Raw genomic sequence first — 18,099 nt, 5'->3', positions numbered from 1 at the left:
TACAAAGTATATCTGTAATTTCCGATAAGGTAATTGCTGAACAAGGAGCCCTTACCATTACAGATGCGGTAAGAAATGTACCGGGTGTAACACTATTTGGTTCTTACGGTGGCGTAAAAGAAAGTATGTCATCCAGAGGCTTCAGAGGTATCCCTGTTTTGAAGAACGGAGTGAGAATGGACTCTCAGTTCCAAACTGCATCAGGTATAGCTGACATGCAGGGGGTTGAAAGCATTCAAATGATAAAAGGCTCTGCTGCTATCACACAAGGAGTTATCACAGACTTAGGAAATGCCGGAGGTGTAATAAACGTAGTAACCAAAACTCCTAAATTCGTAAATGGAGGAGAAGTAGGAGTACGCGTAGGAAGCTGGGGGCAATTCCGTCCGACTTTTGACGTACAATCGGTTTTGGACAAAAACAACACTGTAGCATTCCGTCTAAATGGAGCTTACGAACGTAAAGACAACTACAGACCTGTAGTATCTATGGACAGGGTGTATATAAATCCATCTTTGGAATGGCGTCCGGATGATAAAACAACCGTTACACTTGAAATGGATTATCTGAATGACAACACAACTCCAGTAACCAGTACTGTAAATTTTGCAGACATTAGTACAAATGCATTGTATGACATGCCATATAGCAAATTTTTAGGTTTTGAAAATGATAATGTCAATACGAAGCTATTAACTTATTCAGCTCGCATCAACAGAAAACTTACAGATAACCTAAGTGTTCGCGCAGCCTATTTCAATTCAGCATACAATGTTGACAACACATCAACTGCACTCGACACTATCAATGTTTACGGGGCTAAAGATATTCGTAACTACGAAGACCCTCGAAGAAAAAGAACACTAAGCAGATCGTTAAGAGATGACAAAAATACGACATTCCAATTAGACTTGATCGGTCAGGATGTTTATACAGGAACAGTTAAGCATACTTTCCAATTAGGATTTGATTATAGAACTGCAAATGCTCAAACAAAAACTTTAGGATATAGATCAATAGATGTCATTGATGTATTAAATGGTAAAATCAACAATGCACAACAAAGTGTTACGTTCTCAAACCCAGAGTTAATAATGCCTATAATATCCGAGTATACGACATACGGCATCATGGGACAAGAGATCATTACTTTCAACAAATATTTGAAAGCTATTCTGGGATTACGTTACAGCTCAATCTCTACTCTAACTGCAACAGATAAAACATCTGACGCCGGAAGAACAGAAAGAGACGCATGGGATCCAAGCTTTGGGATCATGATATCACCTATCGAAAATGTAAACATATTCGGATCATATACAACAAGTACAAGTCTGAGATCTGCTGCACAAATTTTAACTGACAGTACAAAGGCTGGTCCTTCCAGAACAAAACAATGGGAAGTCGGCGTTAAGTCAGACTGGCTCGATAACAGGCTTCGCTTCAATTTCACTTACTTCCATATCTTCACAGATAACCTGACAAATCCCGAGTATGTTGGAACTCAACCAACAAAACTTTATTATAAGGCGGGAGACTTAAAACGTGATGGTATCGAGGTTGAACTGAATGGTCGTATTTTATCAAATCTGCAAGTAATGTTAGGATATGCTTATCTGAATGCAAGATATGACGACAGTCCTTCGTATGTAAACGGTTCAGCCCCGATGAATGCACCAAAACATACTGCTAACGGATGGGTATATTATACTGTAGACAGAGGCCCGGTTAAAGGATTATCTCTAGGATTAGGAGCATATTATGTAGGCAAACGTCCAGTGAACGAATTCAGCACACAATACGATGGCCACACATACAATCCGGGTGTAAAACCATTTGATATGCCTGCCTATACAACAGTAAATGCACAGGTAGCATATACATACAAGAAAGTGACGGCACGCGTGTTCTTCAATAATATATTTGACGAGCTTGGATACAATTCATATTTCCGTGGAGGCTACATCAACCAGATCGACCCTCGCAACTTTGCCGGAGTAGTATCTTATCGCTTTTAATCACTATTTATTGTGATTGAACGACACAAATATCATCATTTATTGTGATTGTAGGATAGTATTAAAACACCGACCTTTGTAATGATGATAGTTTAAAGAATTACTTAACTTTGATGATAGTTTGATTCCGGTGTCTTAGCAGTGCTAATTCACCGGAATTTTTCTTTATAAACGCTTAATAATAGTATATGAGACCATTCTTAAAAAAACTCCATAAATGGCTTTCCCTTCCTGTAGGAATTATAATTACAATTGTTTGCCTTACGGGAGCGATTCTTGTTTTTCAGGACGAGATATTAGAGCTATCCAATCCCTCTCACTACTTTGTAGATGAGGTAAAGGAAAAGCCTATGCGGTTGGAAGAGCTCATCCCAAAAGTAAACGCTCAATTAGATAGTAATTCTGTAGCAAGTGTACAGATATCTGACGACCCCAAGCGCACTTACCGCATGACCTTAGCCGAAGGATTCAGGATCACCGCATTTGTCAACCAGTATACCGGAGAAGTGACGGGAATGTATAAATTTCAGGAAAGCCCCTTCTATACCATCATGGTACTACACCGCTGGCTGATGGATGGTAGCCGCACATGGGGTAAATATACGGTAGGAATCTCTACGCTCATTTTCGTATTCATTCTCATTTCGGGGGTTATTGTCTGGATGCCAAAAAGATGGAATAGAAGCCGCTTCAAAATTCAATTCAGAAAAGGGCGCAAACGCCTCTTTTACGATATGCACAATGTACTCGGGGTATATGCTTGTTTAGTATTGCTTATCTGTGCACTTACAGGCATGGTTTGGTCGTTCGAATGGTATCGAAATGGATTCTTCAGGCTCTTTGGTGTCGAAGTCGCCGAATCCGGAGGACATGGAGGCGGAAGAGGTGGTCGTGGCGGACAACAGGAAGAAAAGAAAGAATTGAATGTAGCTAATTGGCAAACGGTATTCAATTCTTTACAGACATCAAATCCTGATTATGAGTATATACGGGTGCAAGACGGTTCTGCCGCCGTTCACCTGAAATCATCTGTTACATCACGAGCTACAGACCAATACAAGTTTGACAAAAAAACAGGAGAGATTACAGCTACAACCATATTTAAGGATCAGGAAGGCACTACCAAAATATGGGCTTGGGTGTATTCTCTCCATGTAGGAAACTATTGGGGCATATGGTCAAAAATATTCACCTGTATATTCGCCCTTATCGGGGCAAGCCTTCCACTCACAGGTTACTACATCTTTTTTGTGAAAAGAAAAAACAAAAAAGATGTACGGAAACGAAAAGAAATAAAAATCGCTTAATTGCATAATTTCGACAAGGGAGTAATATGAACTACTCCCTTTTTTGTTTCACTCATCATTCATTTTACCATTATTATATAAATGACTGATCTACACATCACCAAAAAATATTACCTTTGTCCACTAGGGCAAGAGCACTTCTAATTGTTATTATTTAGAATAGCATTATTCCGACACACTAGAAATATTGCATTGCTTTATTGAGAGATCTTATTCTCTAAAATAATGATGAAATATAATTTATAACCTATTAATACCTTACTTATGTTCAATAAAAGACATTCGAAATTCTATGTAAGTTTGATGATATTAATGCTAATGTCATTGGTACAAATCAACGCTCAAGATTTTATTCCGGGTCAACTCTGGACAGGCTTGAAGCAACCACAACCCCAATCTGAATTACCTAAAGGAAAAGCCCCCTTTCAAACATCAGAAAGAGTCGCAAAAAGGAATATACCAACAGCCCTTGTCCCTGTACAAAGCGGAGAATGGATTATCTCGGACGGATGGGAAATGACAGACGGAAAAACAGCAATGGCGTCGAACAAATCTATTTTCGACCCTCAATATAACACTTCTGCATGGTATAATGCAACTGTTCCGGGTACAGTGCTTACCACTCTTGTCAATCAAGGAGTGTACGCCGACCCTTATTTCGGGTTGAATAATATGAATATACCTGAATCACTAAGTCGCACCGACTGGTGGTACAGATGTAAGTTTACAGTGCCAAAAGATATTGACGGCAACCAACTGCGCTTACTTTTCAATGGCATCAACTACAAAGCAGATATATACCTCAACGGAAAAAGCCTGGGAGATATGAAAGGTGCTTTTATCCGGGGCGAGTTTAATATAACAGATCTTGTAAATAAAAATGGAGAAAACATACTTGCTGTTCATGTTTTTCCTCCACACAATCCGGGTATCCCTCACGAGCAATCTATGATTGCCGGACAGGGACTAAACGGAGGAGTACTCAGTACAGACGGACCTACATTTATCTCTTCGATAGGATGGGACTGGATTCCCGGAATACGTGACCGTAACACGGGCATCTGGCAAGATGTAAGACTAAAAGTCGGGGGCGATATCATTATCGGTGATCCTCTTGTAACCACAGATATTTTACTTCCCGATACGACACAAGCCAAAATATCAATAAAAAATATTGTAAAAAATATTACCTCTAAAACTGTCAATGGTACGCTAACTGCAAAAATTGAAAATATAAACATATCGCTACCTTTTACGTTGGCTGCGAACGAAGAAAAAGAGATAACATTTACTCCAGAGCAGTTTAAAGAACTGAATATAAAAAACCCACGTTTGTGGTGGCCAAACGGTTACGGAAGACCCGAGTTATATAATCTGGATTTAACCGTAGAGGCAAATAATAAAGTATCGGACACAAAATCCCTGAAATTTGGGATAAGAGAAATGTCGTACGAACTGATGGTAAACGACAACAGCCAAAACAAGCGTGTTCTTTATACTCCAAATGAAACAGTAAACAAAGGAAAACCCGTATTCGATTACATCAATCGTGTTGCATTCACCAAAGACAACAATCTGCCTACTATTGCTAAGGATGCAGACACTTCGGGGTTACAGCCACTATCTAACGATGATCCTGTAGGACCATTCTTTGCGATAAGAGTAAACGGAGTAAGAATTTTTTGCCGTGGTGGCAACTGGGGAATGGACGATGGCATGAAACGTGTATCAAGAGAACGTCTTGAGCCATATATCAGACTGCACAAAGATGCAAACTTCAACATTATTCGCAACTGGACAGGAGAAACAACCGAAGAGGATTTCTACGCATTGTGCGACGAATACGGGATGCTTGTGTGGAACGACTTCTGGATTACAACGGACGATACGGTAGAACCTAGCGATTTTCCTCTATTTGTGAAAAATGCAACAGATGCTGTTCGCCGTTTCCGCAACCACCCATCTATAGCAGTGTGGTGCCCTCGCAACGAAGGATTTGCACCTAAACAATTAGAAGAGAGCATCTCTGCAATGATGGCTAAAGAAGACCCTACACGCCACTATCACGGACAATCTCGCTTCTTGAATATGGGAACCAGCGGACCATGGGGATACTTCAAAGACCCATCTAAATATTATACCGAGAATGCGAAAGGATTCAATACCGAAATGGGTAGCTATGCAATTCCTACGGCAAATACAATCCGTAAATTTATTGCACCGGAAGACCAGTGGCCTATCAATGACGTATGGGCTTATCATGATCTGCACCATACGACTCAGAATTTCGGAGACTTTATCAATGCAGTAGACCGCTATGGAAAAGCAGAAAGCATGGAAGATTTTTCACGCAAATCGCAATTTGTAACTTACGATGCATGGCGCAATATGCTCGAAGCATGGAACAGCAAAATGTGGAACAATACCACAGGACTTATCCTTTGGATGAGCCACCCGGCATGGCCAAGTATGATATGGCAAACATATACTTACGATTACGAAACACCGGGATCTTATTTCGGTGCAAAAAAAGCATGCGAGCCTATTCACATACAAATGAATTTGCCAGAAAATGATGTTATGATTATTAATACAACATTGAATGATTACAAGTCTGTAACTGCCGGTCTGCGTTTCATCGATCTTCAAGGAAAAGAATTATATAAGAAGAATATAAAATTAGACTCAAAAGCAAACTCAGCAACGAAATGTTTTGTTCCCGAAAAAGGGAATAACTTACCGCAGTTGTATCTGGCTCGCCTTGAATTAAAAGATGCAAAAGGGAAAGTGCTATCAATCAATGATTATTGGATGACAAATGGAGATAAAAAATCATACGAAGCCATAAATACGTTATCGTCAACAACAGTAATTATTAAAACGATCAGCAGCAAAGGTAAAACATGGGTAGAAGTATCAAATCCCTCGAAAACATTAGCAGTTGCGGTAAAACTAAATGTAGTGGACAAAAACTCTAAAGAGATATTACTCCCTGCTTACTTCTCTGATGGATATATTAACTTGCTAGGCGGAGAAAAAAGATTAGTAGAATTGGATATACCTAAAAGTATCACCAACTACAACATAGTAGCTGAAGGTTACAATACAAAAAGTAAATAGTAATTTATCTAGTATTAGATAATAAATGTAACACAAAGGGTGACAAATAAGAATGAGTGAAAACCTGTTACTTTTGTCACCTTTTTTAGATAATACCCTGTCACCCAGTGTGACAAAAAATAAACAAATGAAAAGAATACTATTAACAATAAGCATAGCACTAGCAACAGCCAGCCTGTCTGCTCAAACAGATCCTGTTGACTATGTAAATCCATTTATAGGAACAACAAACTACGGAACAACGAACCCCGGAGCGATGTGTCCTCAAGGATTTATGTCGGTAACACCATTCAACGTAATGGGCTCTCCCGAAAACAAAAGAGACAAAGACACCGGATGGTGGTCTACTCCGTATTCGTACGACAATAGCGTATTTACCGGTTATGCGCATGTCAACCTCAGTGGTGTGGGGTGCCCCGATATGAGTAGTCTACTCTTGATGCCTATAAGCGGCGAGCTGGAAGTAGATTATAAAAAATACGGGAGTAAGTACAAAGATGAAAAAGCAACTCCGGGATATTATACTAATTTCCTGACCAAGTACAATATCAAAACCGAAGTTAGTGCAACACCTCGAGTAGGTATAGCCCGTTTCACATTTCCCAAAGGACAGAATCATATCCTACTAAATCTAGGTGAAGGGCTAACAAACGAAACAGGCGCGATGGTTCGCAAAGTAAGCGATACTGAAATAGAGGGAACAAAACTACTTGGAACATTCTGTTATACTCAGAATCAGGCAGTATTTCCTATTTACTTTGTGATGCGTGTAAGCAAAGCTCCGCAAAAATCGGGTTACTGGAAATTCCAACGCCCCGGAGGAAACTGGGAAAAAGACTGGAACAAAGATGCAGGAACATATAAGATTTATACAAAATACGAAAAAGAAATAGCCGGCGATGATGTAGGAGCTTATTTCACTTTCGACTGCGCAGAAGGAGAAACAGTAGAAGTGCAAATGGGAGTTTCTTTTGTTAGCATGGAGAATGCACGCCAGAATCTAGAGAAGGAACAACCAAAACCCGACTTCGATGCGATCCGTCTTGCTGCACGCAAAATGTGGAACGACGACCTGTCACGCATTCTTGTAGAAGGAGGCTCGGAAGACCAAAAGGTAGTATTCTACACAGGGCTTTACCACATGCTTATCCACCCGAATATCTTACAAGATGTAAACGGACAATATCCGGCAATGGAAAGCTCGGAGATAAAAACAACGAAAGAAAACCGCTATACCGTATATTCTTTGTGGGATACATACCGCAATCTCCACCAGATGATGACTCTCTTGTATCCCGATCGTCAGTTGCAGATGGTACGCACCATGATAGATATGTATAAAGAGTCGGGCTGGATGCCAAAGTGGGAATTATACTCTCGCGAATCGCTAACGATGGAGGGTGACCCTGCCATCCCTGTAATTACAGACACATGGATGAAAGGATTAAGAGATTTTGATATCAATACAGCATACGAAGCTTTTATAAAGTCTGCAACAACTCCGGGACCTCAAAACTTACTTCGTCCCGATAATGATGATTATATGAAACTGGGCTATGTACCATTAAGAGAAAAATATGACAACTCTGTTTCTCATGCCTTAGAGTATTATATGGCAGACTGGACATTGGCCGAATTGGCAAACTCTTTGGGCAAAAAAGAAGATGCAGAAAAGTTTTATAAACGTTCGCTAGGCTATAAGCATTACTACAGCAAAGAGTATGGTACATTCAGACCAATCTTGCCTAACGGAGAATTCTTAACTCCTTTCAGCCCGTTACAAGGTGCGAACTTTGAGCCTAATCCGGGTTTCCACGAAGGGAATGCATGGAATTATACATTTGCTGTTCCGCACGATATCCCGGGACTTATCAAGTTGATGGGAGGCAAGAAAAGCTTTGTAGATAAGCTACAAGCAGTATTCGACAATGGTTATTTCGATGTAACAAATGAGCCTGATATACACTATCCGTACCTGTTTAGCCAGATCAAGGGAGAAGAGTGGCGCACACAAAAGCTTGTTACAGAGATACTAGCCAAGCATTTCACGAATACGCCGGGAGGACTTCCGGGCAATGATGATACAGGTACTATATCGGGTTGGGCTGTATTCAGCATGATGGGCATGTATCCCGAATGTCCGGGAAAACCAGACTATACACTGACAACTCCTACATTCAGCAAAATAACAATCAAACTCGATCCTAAGTACTATAAGTCGGATAAGGTTGTTATTAATGTGATTAAACCTCAGGATGTGGCGGCAAATTATATAAAAGAAGTGAGAGTTGACGGCAAAACACTGAATGGATATGCCCTATCTCATGATGCGTTGACAGGAGCTAAAGAAATTACCTATGTACTGAAACCAAGTAAATAAGATACAATATCATTCTAAGGGAGTGAAGAAGGATATTCTTCACTCCCTTTAGATTTATAAAGAATTACAAGTTGCTCTTAAATCTCTCGAACTCATTCTTAGACCTGTTCACACAATCCTCCAAAGACAAACCATAGTAGTAATTGCCCAACAGATAAACACTATCGTTCTTTCGCATAGCCTGTACTTTCTCATCCATATGCAAATGATCCAATCGCATTGCAGGCAAACTATGTTCTATGAATGAAGTCTCTATTATATCGGATTGTTGAATATTCAATACATTGCATATTAGCTCCAGCTTTTCTTTCTCTGATTTTTTGCCTTTTTCAAAGTGAAAAGTAAAGCTTCTATACTCGCCATTCTCTATCAGATATCTGGATACTGCCGAAAGGAAGTCGTCTGACAAAGGAATAATACCTGCTATTTCTTTCAGCTCTATTTTATCTTTCTTTATGGTAATGTTCAAAGATTCGGAAGCAAATATCGGGATGGAGGATAACAATCCGGCTAACTCCGGTTCTATATCCTTCAGCAGACTAGAGCTCACTTTCGGATTTGCCGCCATTGCAATATTTCGTGCATAAAAGATTTGCCCGTTTGCTGTTGAAAGTAAAAAGACATCACCTTCTTTCTTTATATCAATGACTTCACTTAAAGTATTGACTTCAAGATCTCCGCTCTCTACTACTGCATTGATAAACGACGATAAGCCTCCTTTGAATGTAAAGCGTCGGGAAATATCCTTTTCTCTTTTGTCTCTCTTTTTAAGAAATATTTCCGCAGGATAATCATCCGCCGGTTGACAGATCACAGCTTTGAATGCATTCGCAAACAATCGGTCATAATTAGAAGCCCCTACGATAGGACGAAAATATTCGCGGGTAGTTTTCCCTGCTTTATCTGAAAAGAAATACTTCGGAAAGTGAAGTAGACATGATAGCTTGGATACTTCAGACATAATACTTTTTATCTTGCCCGAAGCATATAGCACATAACTGAATTTTCCGAGAGGTACTATTATGTCTGTTCTCCGTATTTCTTTCACGATAGACAACAAGCTGGTATATGAATTGTAGCAGGTATGGGACCCAAGCTCGTACCAGAAGTCGGGTTGAGCAGAAAGATGCCCTGTTTGCAATTGCCCTCCGGTATTCTGATTCTTCTCCAAGACCAATACGGCTTTACCTTCTTTTTTCAGATAGTGTGCAAAAGTAACCCCACTTATGCCCCCTCCTACAACGATACAATCATATACTTTTTGGCTCATGCTCTTCATTTTTTTACTCTATACAAATATACAAGGAATGTATGGAATAATGATATTTTACATTCCAACCCTACCCTCAAAAAAGCTATTCAATATTACCTATTTATACTTTAGGCATTTTTCACCTCTCCTAATAGACTGCAAGTCAAAACCAAAGAGATAAATTCTTTAATAATTATTTTCATTTTAAGGATTCGACTACTCTTATTTTGCAATGAGTATCCAAATATTTTTCTTACTTTTGTCCTTTCTTTTTAGAGTCTAAAAAAAATAAAACGTAAAGTCGTGGCTAATACGAAGTATATATTTGTTACAGGAGGAGTCATATCTTCCTTAGGTAAAGGTATTATAGCATCCTCACTAGGTAAACTACTACAAGCCAGAGGTTATAAAGTAACTATCCAGAAATTAGACCCCTACATCAACATCGACCCCGGTACACTAAACCCTTACGAGCATGGCGAATGCTATGTAACCGTTGACGGACATGAAGCCGATCTCGATTTGGGACACTATGAAAGATTTCTGAATCAGCCTACACATAAAGATAACAACATCACCACAGGACGCATCTATCAGAATGTGATCAATAAAGAAAGAAAAGGTGATTATCTGGGTAAAACTGTTCAGATCGTACCTCATATCACAGATGAGATTAAGCGCAACATCAAAATGTTGGGCACAAAATACAACTATGATTTTGTTATTACCGAAATTGGTGGTACAGTAGGTGACATAGAGTCACTTCCTTTTATCGAAAGCGTACGCCAGTTGCGTTGGGAACTAGGCAAAAACTGCCTATGTGTACACCTTACTTATGTTCCTTATATTGCAGCGGCAAAAGAGGTGAAAACAAAACCAACACAGCACTCCGTAAAACAATTACAATCGGAAGGGGTACAGCCTGACATGCTTGTTCTGCGTACCGAACATCCGTTGAATAAAGATATATTACGTAAGGTTGCTCTATTTTGTAATGTAGAAGTAGACGCTGTGGTACAGTCTGTCGATGTATCTACTATTTATGAAGTTCCACTCAAGATGCAGGAACAGAATATGGACGAAATAGTTCTTCGTAAATTAGGAATGCCAATAGGAGAAAAACCTGAAATGCAACCTTGGCGTGACTTCTTAAGCAAGAAAAAACATGCCAAAAGTACAATTAAAATTGGACTGGTAGGTAAGTATGTTGAGCTACCCGATGCATACAAATCTATCAACGAATCGTTGCTGCAAGCGGCAACATATAACGAGCATAAGCTCGACCTCCACTTTATACTATCTGACAAACTGACCGAAGAGAATATAGAGAAAACACTGTCATCAATGGATGGCATACTTATTGCTCCGGGATTTGGACAAAGAGGAATGGAGGGTAAAATCCATGCATTAAAATATGCCCGCGAACATGACGTTCCTACATTTGGAGTTTGTCTGGGTATGCAATGTATGGTTGTTGAATTCGCTCGCAACGTGTTAGGCCTTGAAGAAGCCAATTCTACCGAGATGAATAATCATACTCCATTTAAGGTGATAGACCTGATGGAAGAGCAAAAGAATATCACCAATATGGGAGGCACAATGCGTCTTGGAGCATATAAATGCGAATTGGAAAAAGGTTCTCTTGTATACAAAGCTTATGGCAAAAAGATGATAGAAGAACGTCATCGCCATCGCTTTGAATTCAATAACGATTTCAGAGAAGACTTTGAAAAGAATGGAATGAAGTGCACAGGAATCAATCCGGAAATGGATCTTGTGGAAGTGGTAGAAATTCCCGGAAAAAAATGGTACTTAGGCGTACAATTCCATCCGGAATATAATAGCACAGTTGTTTCACCCAATCCATTGTTTTTAAGCTTTATAAAAGCCGTTGTAGATAATAAAGAAAAAAAATAAGAAAGGAATAAAACATATAATTATAAATGGACAAGAATACGATTACCGGGTTTATCCTGATCGCAGCCGTAATTATTGGATTCACATTATTGAGTAGGCCTTCGTCGGAAGACATCGAACGCCAGAAGCAACAGCGCATAAAAGATTCTATCGAATATGCTCAAACTCTACAACGTGAGCAAGAAAATAAAATAGACACCTCTGTAGTTGAAAAAAAGACCGAGAAGATTGACGATTTCTTCAGTGCTTCCGCTCAGCAAAGCGACTCTACTGTAGCAGTTACCGACTCGCTTCCATCAGCAGAACAAAAAACGGAACAATTCATAACCCTTGAAAACAGCAAACTAAAAGCTACATTTTCTACCAAAGGAGGACGAATGGTTCGTGTTCAGCTCAAGGACTACATGAGCTACAACAGAGACGACAAGAAGAATACCGACTCTCTTTACCTATTCAACAATGATGCCGACTTTACCTTATTGCTGACCAACAAGCAACAGAAGGTTTTGAGTACAGGCAAATTGATATTTACTCCTATACAAAAAGAAGGTGACAACTCGCTGATCATGCGCTATGCATACTCAGACAGCCAGTATATCGATTTTGTGTACAAACTGGCTGATGACGACTACATGATGAAATACGACATCAATATGGTAGGCATGCAGCCGATGCTAGCCCGTACCTATAACGATGTATTCGAGATGAAGTGGTCACAGAGAATGCGCAGACAAGAGAAAAGCGTGAAGAACGAACAGCGTTATTCTCATCTCACTTACAAATATGTGGGTGGCGATGTAAAGGAAATGAGCAGTGATAAAAATGAAGAAATAGAAGTTAAAGAGCCTGCAAAATGGATCGCCTTCAAAAATCAATTCTTTGCTCCAATCCTAATTGCTGATGACAAAATAGAGACGGCTCTCCTTAACTCGAAAGTTTTGCAAACGGACGAAAATAGCGAGTATCTGAAAAGCTTTGAAGCAACACTATATGTACCTGCAAAACCGGGAGCAGCACCAGAGAGCATCACAGCAGGATTCTCTTACTACCTAGGACCAATGTCTTACTCTTTGTTGAAGAACTATGACAGTAATGTTAAAGACGCAAACAAAGAACTGGATTTAGACAAACTGGTTCCACTGGGTTGGACTTTATTCCGTTGGGTTAATCAATACTTTATAGTTCCTATATTTAATTTATTGAGCAATACCGGACTATCTATGGGTATTGTAATCTTACTACTAACAATCATTGTTAAATTAGTAATTTCCCCTCTGACATACAAGTCATTTATGTCTTCTGCCAAAATGCGTGTTCTACGCCCTCAGGTAGAAGAAATAAACGAGAAGTATCCGAAGCAGGAACAAGCAATGGAAAAACAACAGGCTACAATGGCTCTCTATAGCAAGGCGGGGGTCAATCCGATGAGTGGCTGTGTACCGATGTTGCTTCAGATGCCGATATTGATCGCCTTGTTCTCGTTCTTCCCTAATGCGATAGAATTGCGTCAGCAAAGCTTCTTGTGGGCTACCGATTTATCAACTTATGATGCCATCTTTGAATGGAAAAATCATATCCCATTGATTGGAACTCATATCAGTCTATTCTGTATTCTGATGACCATTACGAATATCATCTATACAAAGTTCAATATGGAGATGACCAATACCGGACAACAACAAATGCCGGGTATGAAATGGATGATGTATCTGATGCCGCTTATATTCTTGTTTATGTTGAATGACTATCCGTCAGGACTTACATACTATTACTTCCTTTCACTATTGATTACAATATTGCTTACTATTGCTTTCCGTTACATTATCAACGAAGAAAAAGTTTTAGCTAAGTTGGAAGCAAATAAAGCTAAGCCGAAAAAGAAATCTGGCTTTATGGCACGTCTGGCAGAGGCTCAACGTATACAACAGCAACAGCTGAACGAGAGAAACAAATCGAACAGCACAAAGAAGAAAAGATAATATAAACATCACTAAATAAAAAGAGACTGATTCTGTATAGGAATCAGTCTCTTTTTATTTGTATCCGAAATCTTTAGATTATCTTTCTCTTGTTGCGCTTGAAGAACTACTTTCTTCTGTTTTTTTCTCTGCACTTCTTCCACTACTCTTATCGTTTGTGTTAGCTGGTCTTCCGCTAGTAGATGTAGATGGACGAGTACTTTCGTTTGGTCTTGCTGCCGGACGCTCATTGGATGGACGTTCGTTTGATGGACGCTCAGGCCTTGTTGGCTCATTAGGCGTAGTAGGTCTACCCGAACTGGAATTTCCGGGACGAGTTGCTTCTCCCGGACGACTAGGACGACCGGAGCTTGAGTTTCCGGGACGATCTGTTTCAGGACGGCTAGGGCGACTAGGTCTGCTTGGACGACTAGGACGATCGATATAGATAGGTCTGCCATAGTCCGGTAATATCATCGGAGGAGCCGGAGCTATATATTCCACATCCTCGTATAAGAATTCATACCCTACAAGATAGTCATCAATAAATTCCAAAGCATAAACCTCATTTCTTGGGGTTCTGTATTCCAAAACCTCCTGATATCCATTCTGCGTATTATTCACAGCTAATATGCGGCTAGGGTCACCAACAGCTTGCACCACCTGCTCTTTTGTCATACCCGTTCTCAATTTACTTAAATCAAGAGTCTTAAACATCCCACAAGAGATGAATACAACAGATATAATCAAAAACGAAATCAGTTTTTTCATCTTTAATAGTTTTGTTTCGTTATTATCATTAATACTTATAATAGATTAAACAATATTTTGAGTCTGAGAGTTCTTTAAATACATCAAAAAGAATAGGATGTAAAAAGGTCGCCTTCTAAACAAAGCGACCTTCTATATCTTAATTTCTCAGAAATTATTTTTCTATTTCAAGAAGCTCCACTTCAAATATAAGATTAGAGAATGGTTTGATTTTGCCTGCATCTCTTCCTCCGTAAGCAAGATCGTAAGGGATATACAGAATCCATTTCGAACCAACCGGCATCAATTCCAGAGCCTCTGTCCATCCTTTTATCACCTGACCAACGCCGAAAACAGTAGGCTCTCCACGTTCCACACTACTATCGAACACAGTACCATCCATCAATGTACCATGATAATGAACTTTCACACGATCAGTAGCTGTTGGTTTTTCTCCTGTACCATTTGTGATAACCTTATATTGCAAGCCGCTAGGTAAAGTCACAACCCCATCCTTCGCCTTATTTTCTTCCATAAACTTATCGCCCTCAGCTATCTGATCGGCATACTGAGCTTTCTGTGCCTCTTCTTGTTTTGCCTGCATCTTAGCTTGAGCATCCTGCATTTTTTCGTTGAATGCTTCTGCCGGATTCTCTATATCAAAAGTACCGCCACTCATAGCAGTATACATCGCTGACACAAAAGCCTCATTGTTAAACTTTTCTGTATACCCTTCACCATACATCTGCTGCAAAAGCCCCGGCATCATTTGTTTCAGGATTTGCCCCCCTACCGAAAGACCTGTGTTGTATGCATTTTTTGCCTCAGGAGCATCCAATCCTGCTTTTAACCCTGCAATAAACTCAGATCTGTTACTCTTATTAGCGTTCAAAATAGAATCACGCTTCATTGCAGACTCCACTCCTGTAGTATCGGCAACCACACCAAGTTGGCGTAGATACATAGACAATCCTTGCTCGTAAAGACTGGCGCCAAACATATAAGACAATGAGTCCATCTCTGTCTTAAGAACAGGTTTGGCCGCTGCAACACCTGCTTTTAGAGGCTGCTTTTGTGCCGAAGTTTTTTTCTGTGCCGACAAAGCCATTGGACTTAGCATGACACAAGAAGCAAAAGAGAAAAGTAAAAATTTCTTCATATTATTTCAAATTTAATAGATATGCGATTTTATAGTTTCTGAAAATGTGTTTTTTACATCAAGCTACAAAAATAGCATTTTTATTCTTTAATTTGACAACCGCTTTAGTTTTGTTAAATATTTATGCACAGGCGTATCCGAACCAACAAAAAGAGAGCTATACTACAAAATTATATCGAATTTAGACCTTCTATTTATATCACTATCTAGCCTTTATAAGACAGTTAAAACAAAGTTATTACCCAATTATTGTAAAAACTTGAAAACTAATTACTACCTTTGCGCGTCCTTTTGACAGGCTCTCTTATGTCGAATAATTTTGGGGTGGGAGTAAGTCAAAAAAAATGAAGGGCTTTTTACCACAAAAGATATTTGAAAATTTTTAATGAAAACATTTGAAGAGTTAGGGGTTGCCGCGAATATTCGCAAAGCAATCGAAGAAATGGGTTATGAGAGCCCAATGCCTGTGCAAGAAGAAGTGATTCCATATTTGCTTGGCGAAACGAATGATGTAATTGCGCTCGCGCAAACCGGAACAGGAAAGACCGCAGCTTTTGGTCTTCCTATATTACAAAAAATAGATACAAACCAGAACGTTCCTCAGGCACTTATCCTTTGTCCTACACGTGAACTATGTCTGCAAATAGCAGGAGACTTATCCGATTATTCAAAATATATAGATAACCTAAGAGTTCTTCCCGTATATGGAGGATCAAGTATCGAGAGTCAGATAAAATCACTAAAGAGAGGCGTACAGATTATTGTTGCTACTCCGGGACGACTGATTGACCTTATCAACCGTAGAACAGTAGAGTTATCGAATGTAAAATATGTAGTACTCGATGAGTCGGACGAAATGCTTAACATGGGATTCATGGAAAGTATCGACGAGATATTATCTAAAGTGCCGGATGAGAGATTGATGCTACTATTTTCGGCTACTATGCCTAAAGAAATAGCTAAGATTACAAAAAAATACATGCAGAACCCGAAAGAAATTACTATCGGAAGAAAGAACGAAGGTTCGAACAGCGTGAAGCATGTATACTATCTTGTTCATGCTAAAGATAAATATCTGGCATTAAAACGCATAGCAGACTATTATCCGAATATATACGGAATTATATTTTGCCGTACCCGTCGCGAGACACAAGAAATTGCCGACAAGCTGATACAAGATGGTTATAATGCAGACTCTCTGCACGGAGATCTATCTCAAGCTCAGCGTGACTATGTGATGCAAAAATTCCGCATAAAAAACATACAGTTGCTTGTAGCTACAGACGTGGCAGCAAGAGGACTGGATGTAGATAGCTTGACACACGTTATCAATTATGGTTTGCCGGATGATATAGAGTCATATACTCATAGAAGTGGACGTACCGGTCGTGCCGGAAAAACAGGTACTTCTATCGCAATTATCCACGTAAAAGAAAAAGGAAAAGTAAGAGAGATTGAAAAAATAATCAACAAAAAGTTTGAGCAGGGAGCTATACCTTCGGGCGAAGCTATTTGCGAAAAACAGTTATTCAGTCTGGTAGACAGAATAGAGAAAGTAAAAGTAAATGAAGATGAAATCTCAAACATACTTCCTTCTGTTTACAGAAAACTCGATTGGCTCGAAAAAGAAGATATCATCAAACGTGTAGTAGCACTTGAGTTCAATCGTCTTATCGATTACTACCGCGATGCACAAGAAATAGAATCACCATCCGAACGTTCGTCTCGCGATGATAAGTCATTCCCTAAACGTAAAGACAGAGATCGTTCCGATCGCTCAGACCGCTCGGATCGTTCTTCCGGCGGACGCTCTGCCGAAAGAGGGTACTCTCGTTTGTTTATTAATGTAGGACGTACCGACAATGTAAATCCGGCAACGCTGATGGGACTTGTTAACGACTATGTTCCGGAAAAGGTAAATATCGGACGGATTGATATAATGCAAAACTTCTCTTTCTTCGAAGTGCCTGAAAAAGATGCGCAAAAAGTTATAAAATCCATGAGCAAACAAGAACAGAACGGACGACGTATTTCTGTAGAGGTAGCTCAAGGTGGTGGAGGCGGAAACGCTAAAGACCGTGGTGGAGATAGAGGCCGTAAAAACTTCAGCACTCGCTCAGATATCGGAACACGAAAAAGCTCTGATTATAATTCACCAAAACACTCTGATAAGAATAAAGGACGGAGTGGGCGAAAACCAAAATATTCTTAAATATCCATTTATACGAAAAGCACCGA

General features: G+C 39.6%; 10 protein-coding genes. 7 read left to right on the top strand and 3 right to left on the bottom strand.

The genetic code is table 11. The annotated features are described in order from the left end of the window. The 4 genes from PKC55_RS09775 to PKC55_RS09760 all read left to right on the top strand — a co-directional run. Positions 1-2,018 (top strand): TonB-dependent siderophore receptor (locus PKC55_RS09775; RefSeq protein ID WP_324372863.1); only part of this gene is annotated, 2,018 nt, incomplete at its 5' end. A 188-nt stretch (positions 2,019-2,206) separates the two neighbouring features. Beyond that, positions 2,207-3,325, top strand: coding sequence for a PepSY-associated TM helix domain-containing protein (locus tag PKC55_RS09770; protein ID WP_291128002.1), 1,119 nt, complete (start codon positions 2,207-2,209; stop codon positions 3,323-3,325). A 264-nt stretch (positions 3,326-3,589) separates the two neighbouring features. Further along, entirely contained in the window at positions 3,590-6,445 is a 2,856-nt protein-coding gene (locus tag PKC55_RS09765) for a glycoside hydrolase family 2 protein (RefSeq protein WP_324372861.1), read from the top strand. Positions 6,446-6,572: 127 nt separating this feature from the next. Beyond that, a complete protein-coding gene (locus PKC55_RS09760; RefSeq protein WP_324372859.1) occupies positions 6,573-8,825 on the top strand; it encodes a GH92 family glycosyl hydrolase in 2,253 nt (750 codons plus the stop codon). 64 nt (positions 8,826-8,889) lie between these two features. Here the strand turns inward: PKC55_RS09760 and PKC55_RS09755 are convergent, their stop codons facing one another. Beyond that, entirely contained in the window at positions 8,890-10,095 is a 1,206-nt protein-coding gene (locus PKC55_RS09755; protein WP_324372858.1) for a protoporphyrinogen/coproporphyrinogen oxidase, read from the bottom strand. Between the two features lie 285 nt (positions 10,096-10,380). Between PKC55_RS09755 and pyrG the strand changes: the two genes are divergently transcribed. Both pyrG and yidC read left to right on the top strand, forming a co-directional pair. Continuing rightward, positions 10,381-11,994 (top strand): CTP synthase, encoded by a 1,614-nt coding sequence (pyrG, locus tag PKC55_RS09750; protein ID WP_135106785.1) that lies wholly within the window; start codon positions 10,381-10,383, stop codon positions 11,992-11,994. Between the two features lie 26 nt (positions 11,995-12,020). Further along, positions 12,021-13,973, top strand: coding sequence for a membrane protein insertase YidC (gene yidC, locus PKC55_RS09745; RefSeq protein ID WP_135106783.1), 1,953 nt, complete (start codon positions 12,021-12,023; stop codon positions 13,971-13,973). Positions 13,974-14,051: 78 nt separating this feature from the next. Here the strand turns inward: yidC and bamE are convergent, their stop codons facing one another. Together bamE and PKC55_RS09735 are read right to left on the bottom strand one after the other, a co-directional pair. Beyond that, entirely contained in the window at positions 14,052-14,723 is a 672-nt protein-coding gene (gene bamE, locus PKC55_RS09740; protein WP_135106781.1) for an outer membrane protein assembly factor BamE domain-containing protein, read from the bottom strand. A 154-nt stretch (positions 14,724-14,877) separates the two neighbouring features. Beyond that, on the bottom strand, positions 14,878-15,861 hold the full coding sequence (locus PKC55_RS09735; protein WP_135106779.1) for an FKBP-type peptidyl-prolyl cis-trans isomerase: 984 nt from the start codon (positions 15,859-15,861) through the stop codon (positions 14,878-14,880). A 385-nt stretch (positions 15,862-16,246) separates the two neighbouring features. Between PKC55_RS09735 and PKC55_RS09730 the strand changes: the two genes are divergently transcribed. Continuing rightward, positions 16,247-18,073, top strand: coding sequence for a DEAD/DEAH box helicase (locus PKC55_RS09730; protein ID WP_291129119.1), 1,827 nt, complete (start codon positions 16,247-16,249; stop codon positions 18,071-18,073). Positions 18,074-18,099 lie beyond the last annotated feature (26 nt).

It is taken from the genome of Dysgonomonas sp., assembly GCF_035323175.1.
Lineage (GTDB): Bacteria > Bacteroidota > Bacteroidia > Bacteroidales > Dysgonomonadaceae > Dysgonomonas.
Note: the sequence above shows the minus strand (reverse complement) of the source record. Positions and strands in the feature narration are given on the sequence as shown.

Bases quoted from the DNA above. Each gene is read 5' to 3' on its own strand.
- PKC55_RS09770 (WP_291128002.1), top strand. From the start codon at position 2,207: ATGAGACCATTCTTAAAAAAACTCCATAAATGGCTTTCCCTTCCTGTA.
- PKC55_RS09765 (WP_324372861.1), top strand. From the start codon at position 3,590: ATGTTCAATAAAAGACATTCGAAATTCTATGTAAGTTTGATGATATTA.
- PKC55_RS09760 (WP_324372859.1), top strand. From the start codon at position 6,573: ATGAAAAGAATACTATTAACAATAAGCATAGCACTAGCAACAGCCAGC.
- PKC55_RS09755 (WP_324372858.1), bottom strand. From the start codon at position 10,095: ATGAGCCAAAAAGTATATGATTGTATCGTTGTAGGAGGGGGCATAAGT.
- yidC (WP_135106783.1), top strand. From the start codon at position 12,021: ATGGACAAGAATACGATTACCGGGTTTATCCTGATCGCAGCCGTAATT.
- bamE (WP_135106781.1), bottom strand. From the start codon at position 14,723: ATGAAAAAACTGATTTCGTTTTTGATTATATCTGTTGTATTCATCTCT.
- PKC55_RS09735 (WP_135106779.1), bottom strand. From the start codon at position 15,861: ATGAAGAAATTTTTACTTTTCTCTTTTGCTTCTTGTGTCATGCTAAGT.
- PKC55_RS09730 (WP_291129119.1), top strand. From the start codon at position 16,247: ATGAAAACATTTGAAGAGTTAGGGGTTGCCGCGAATATTCGCAAAGCA.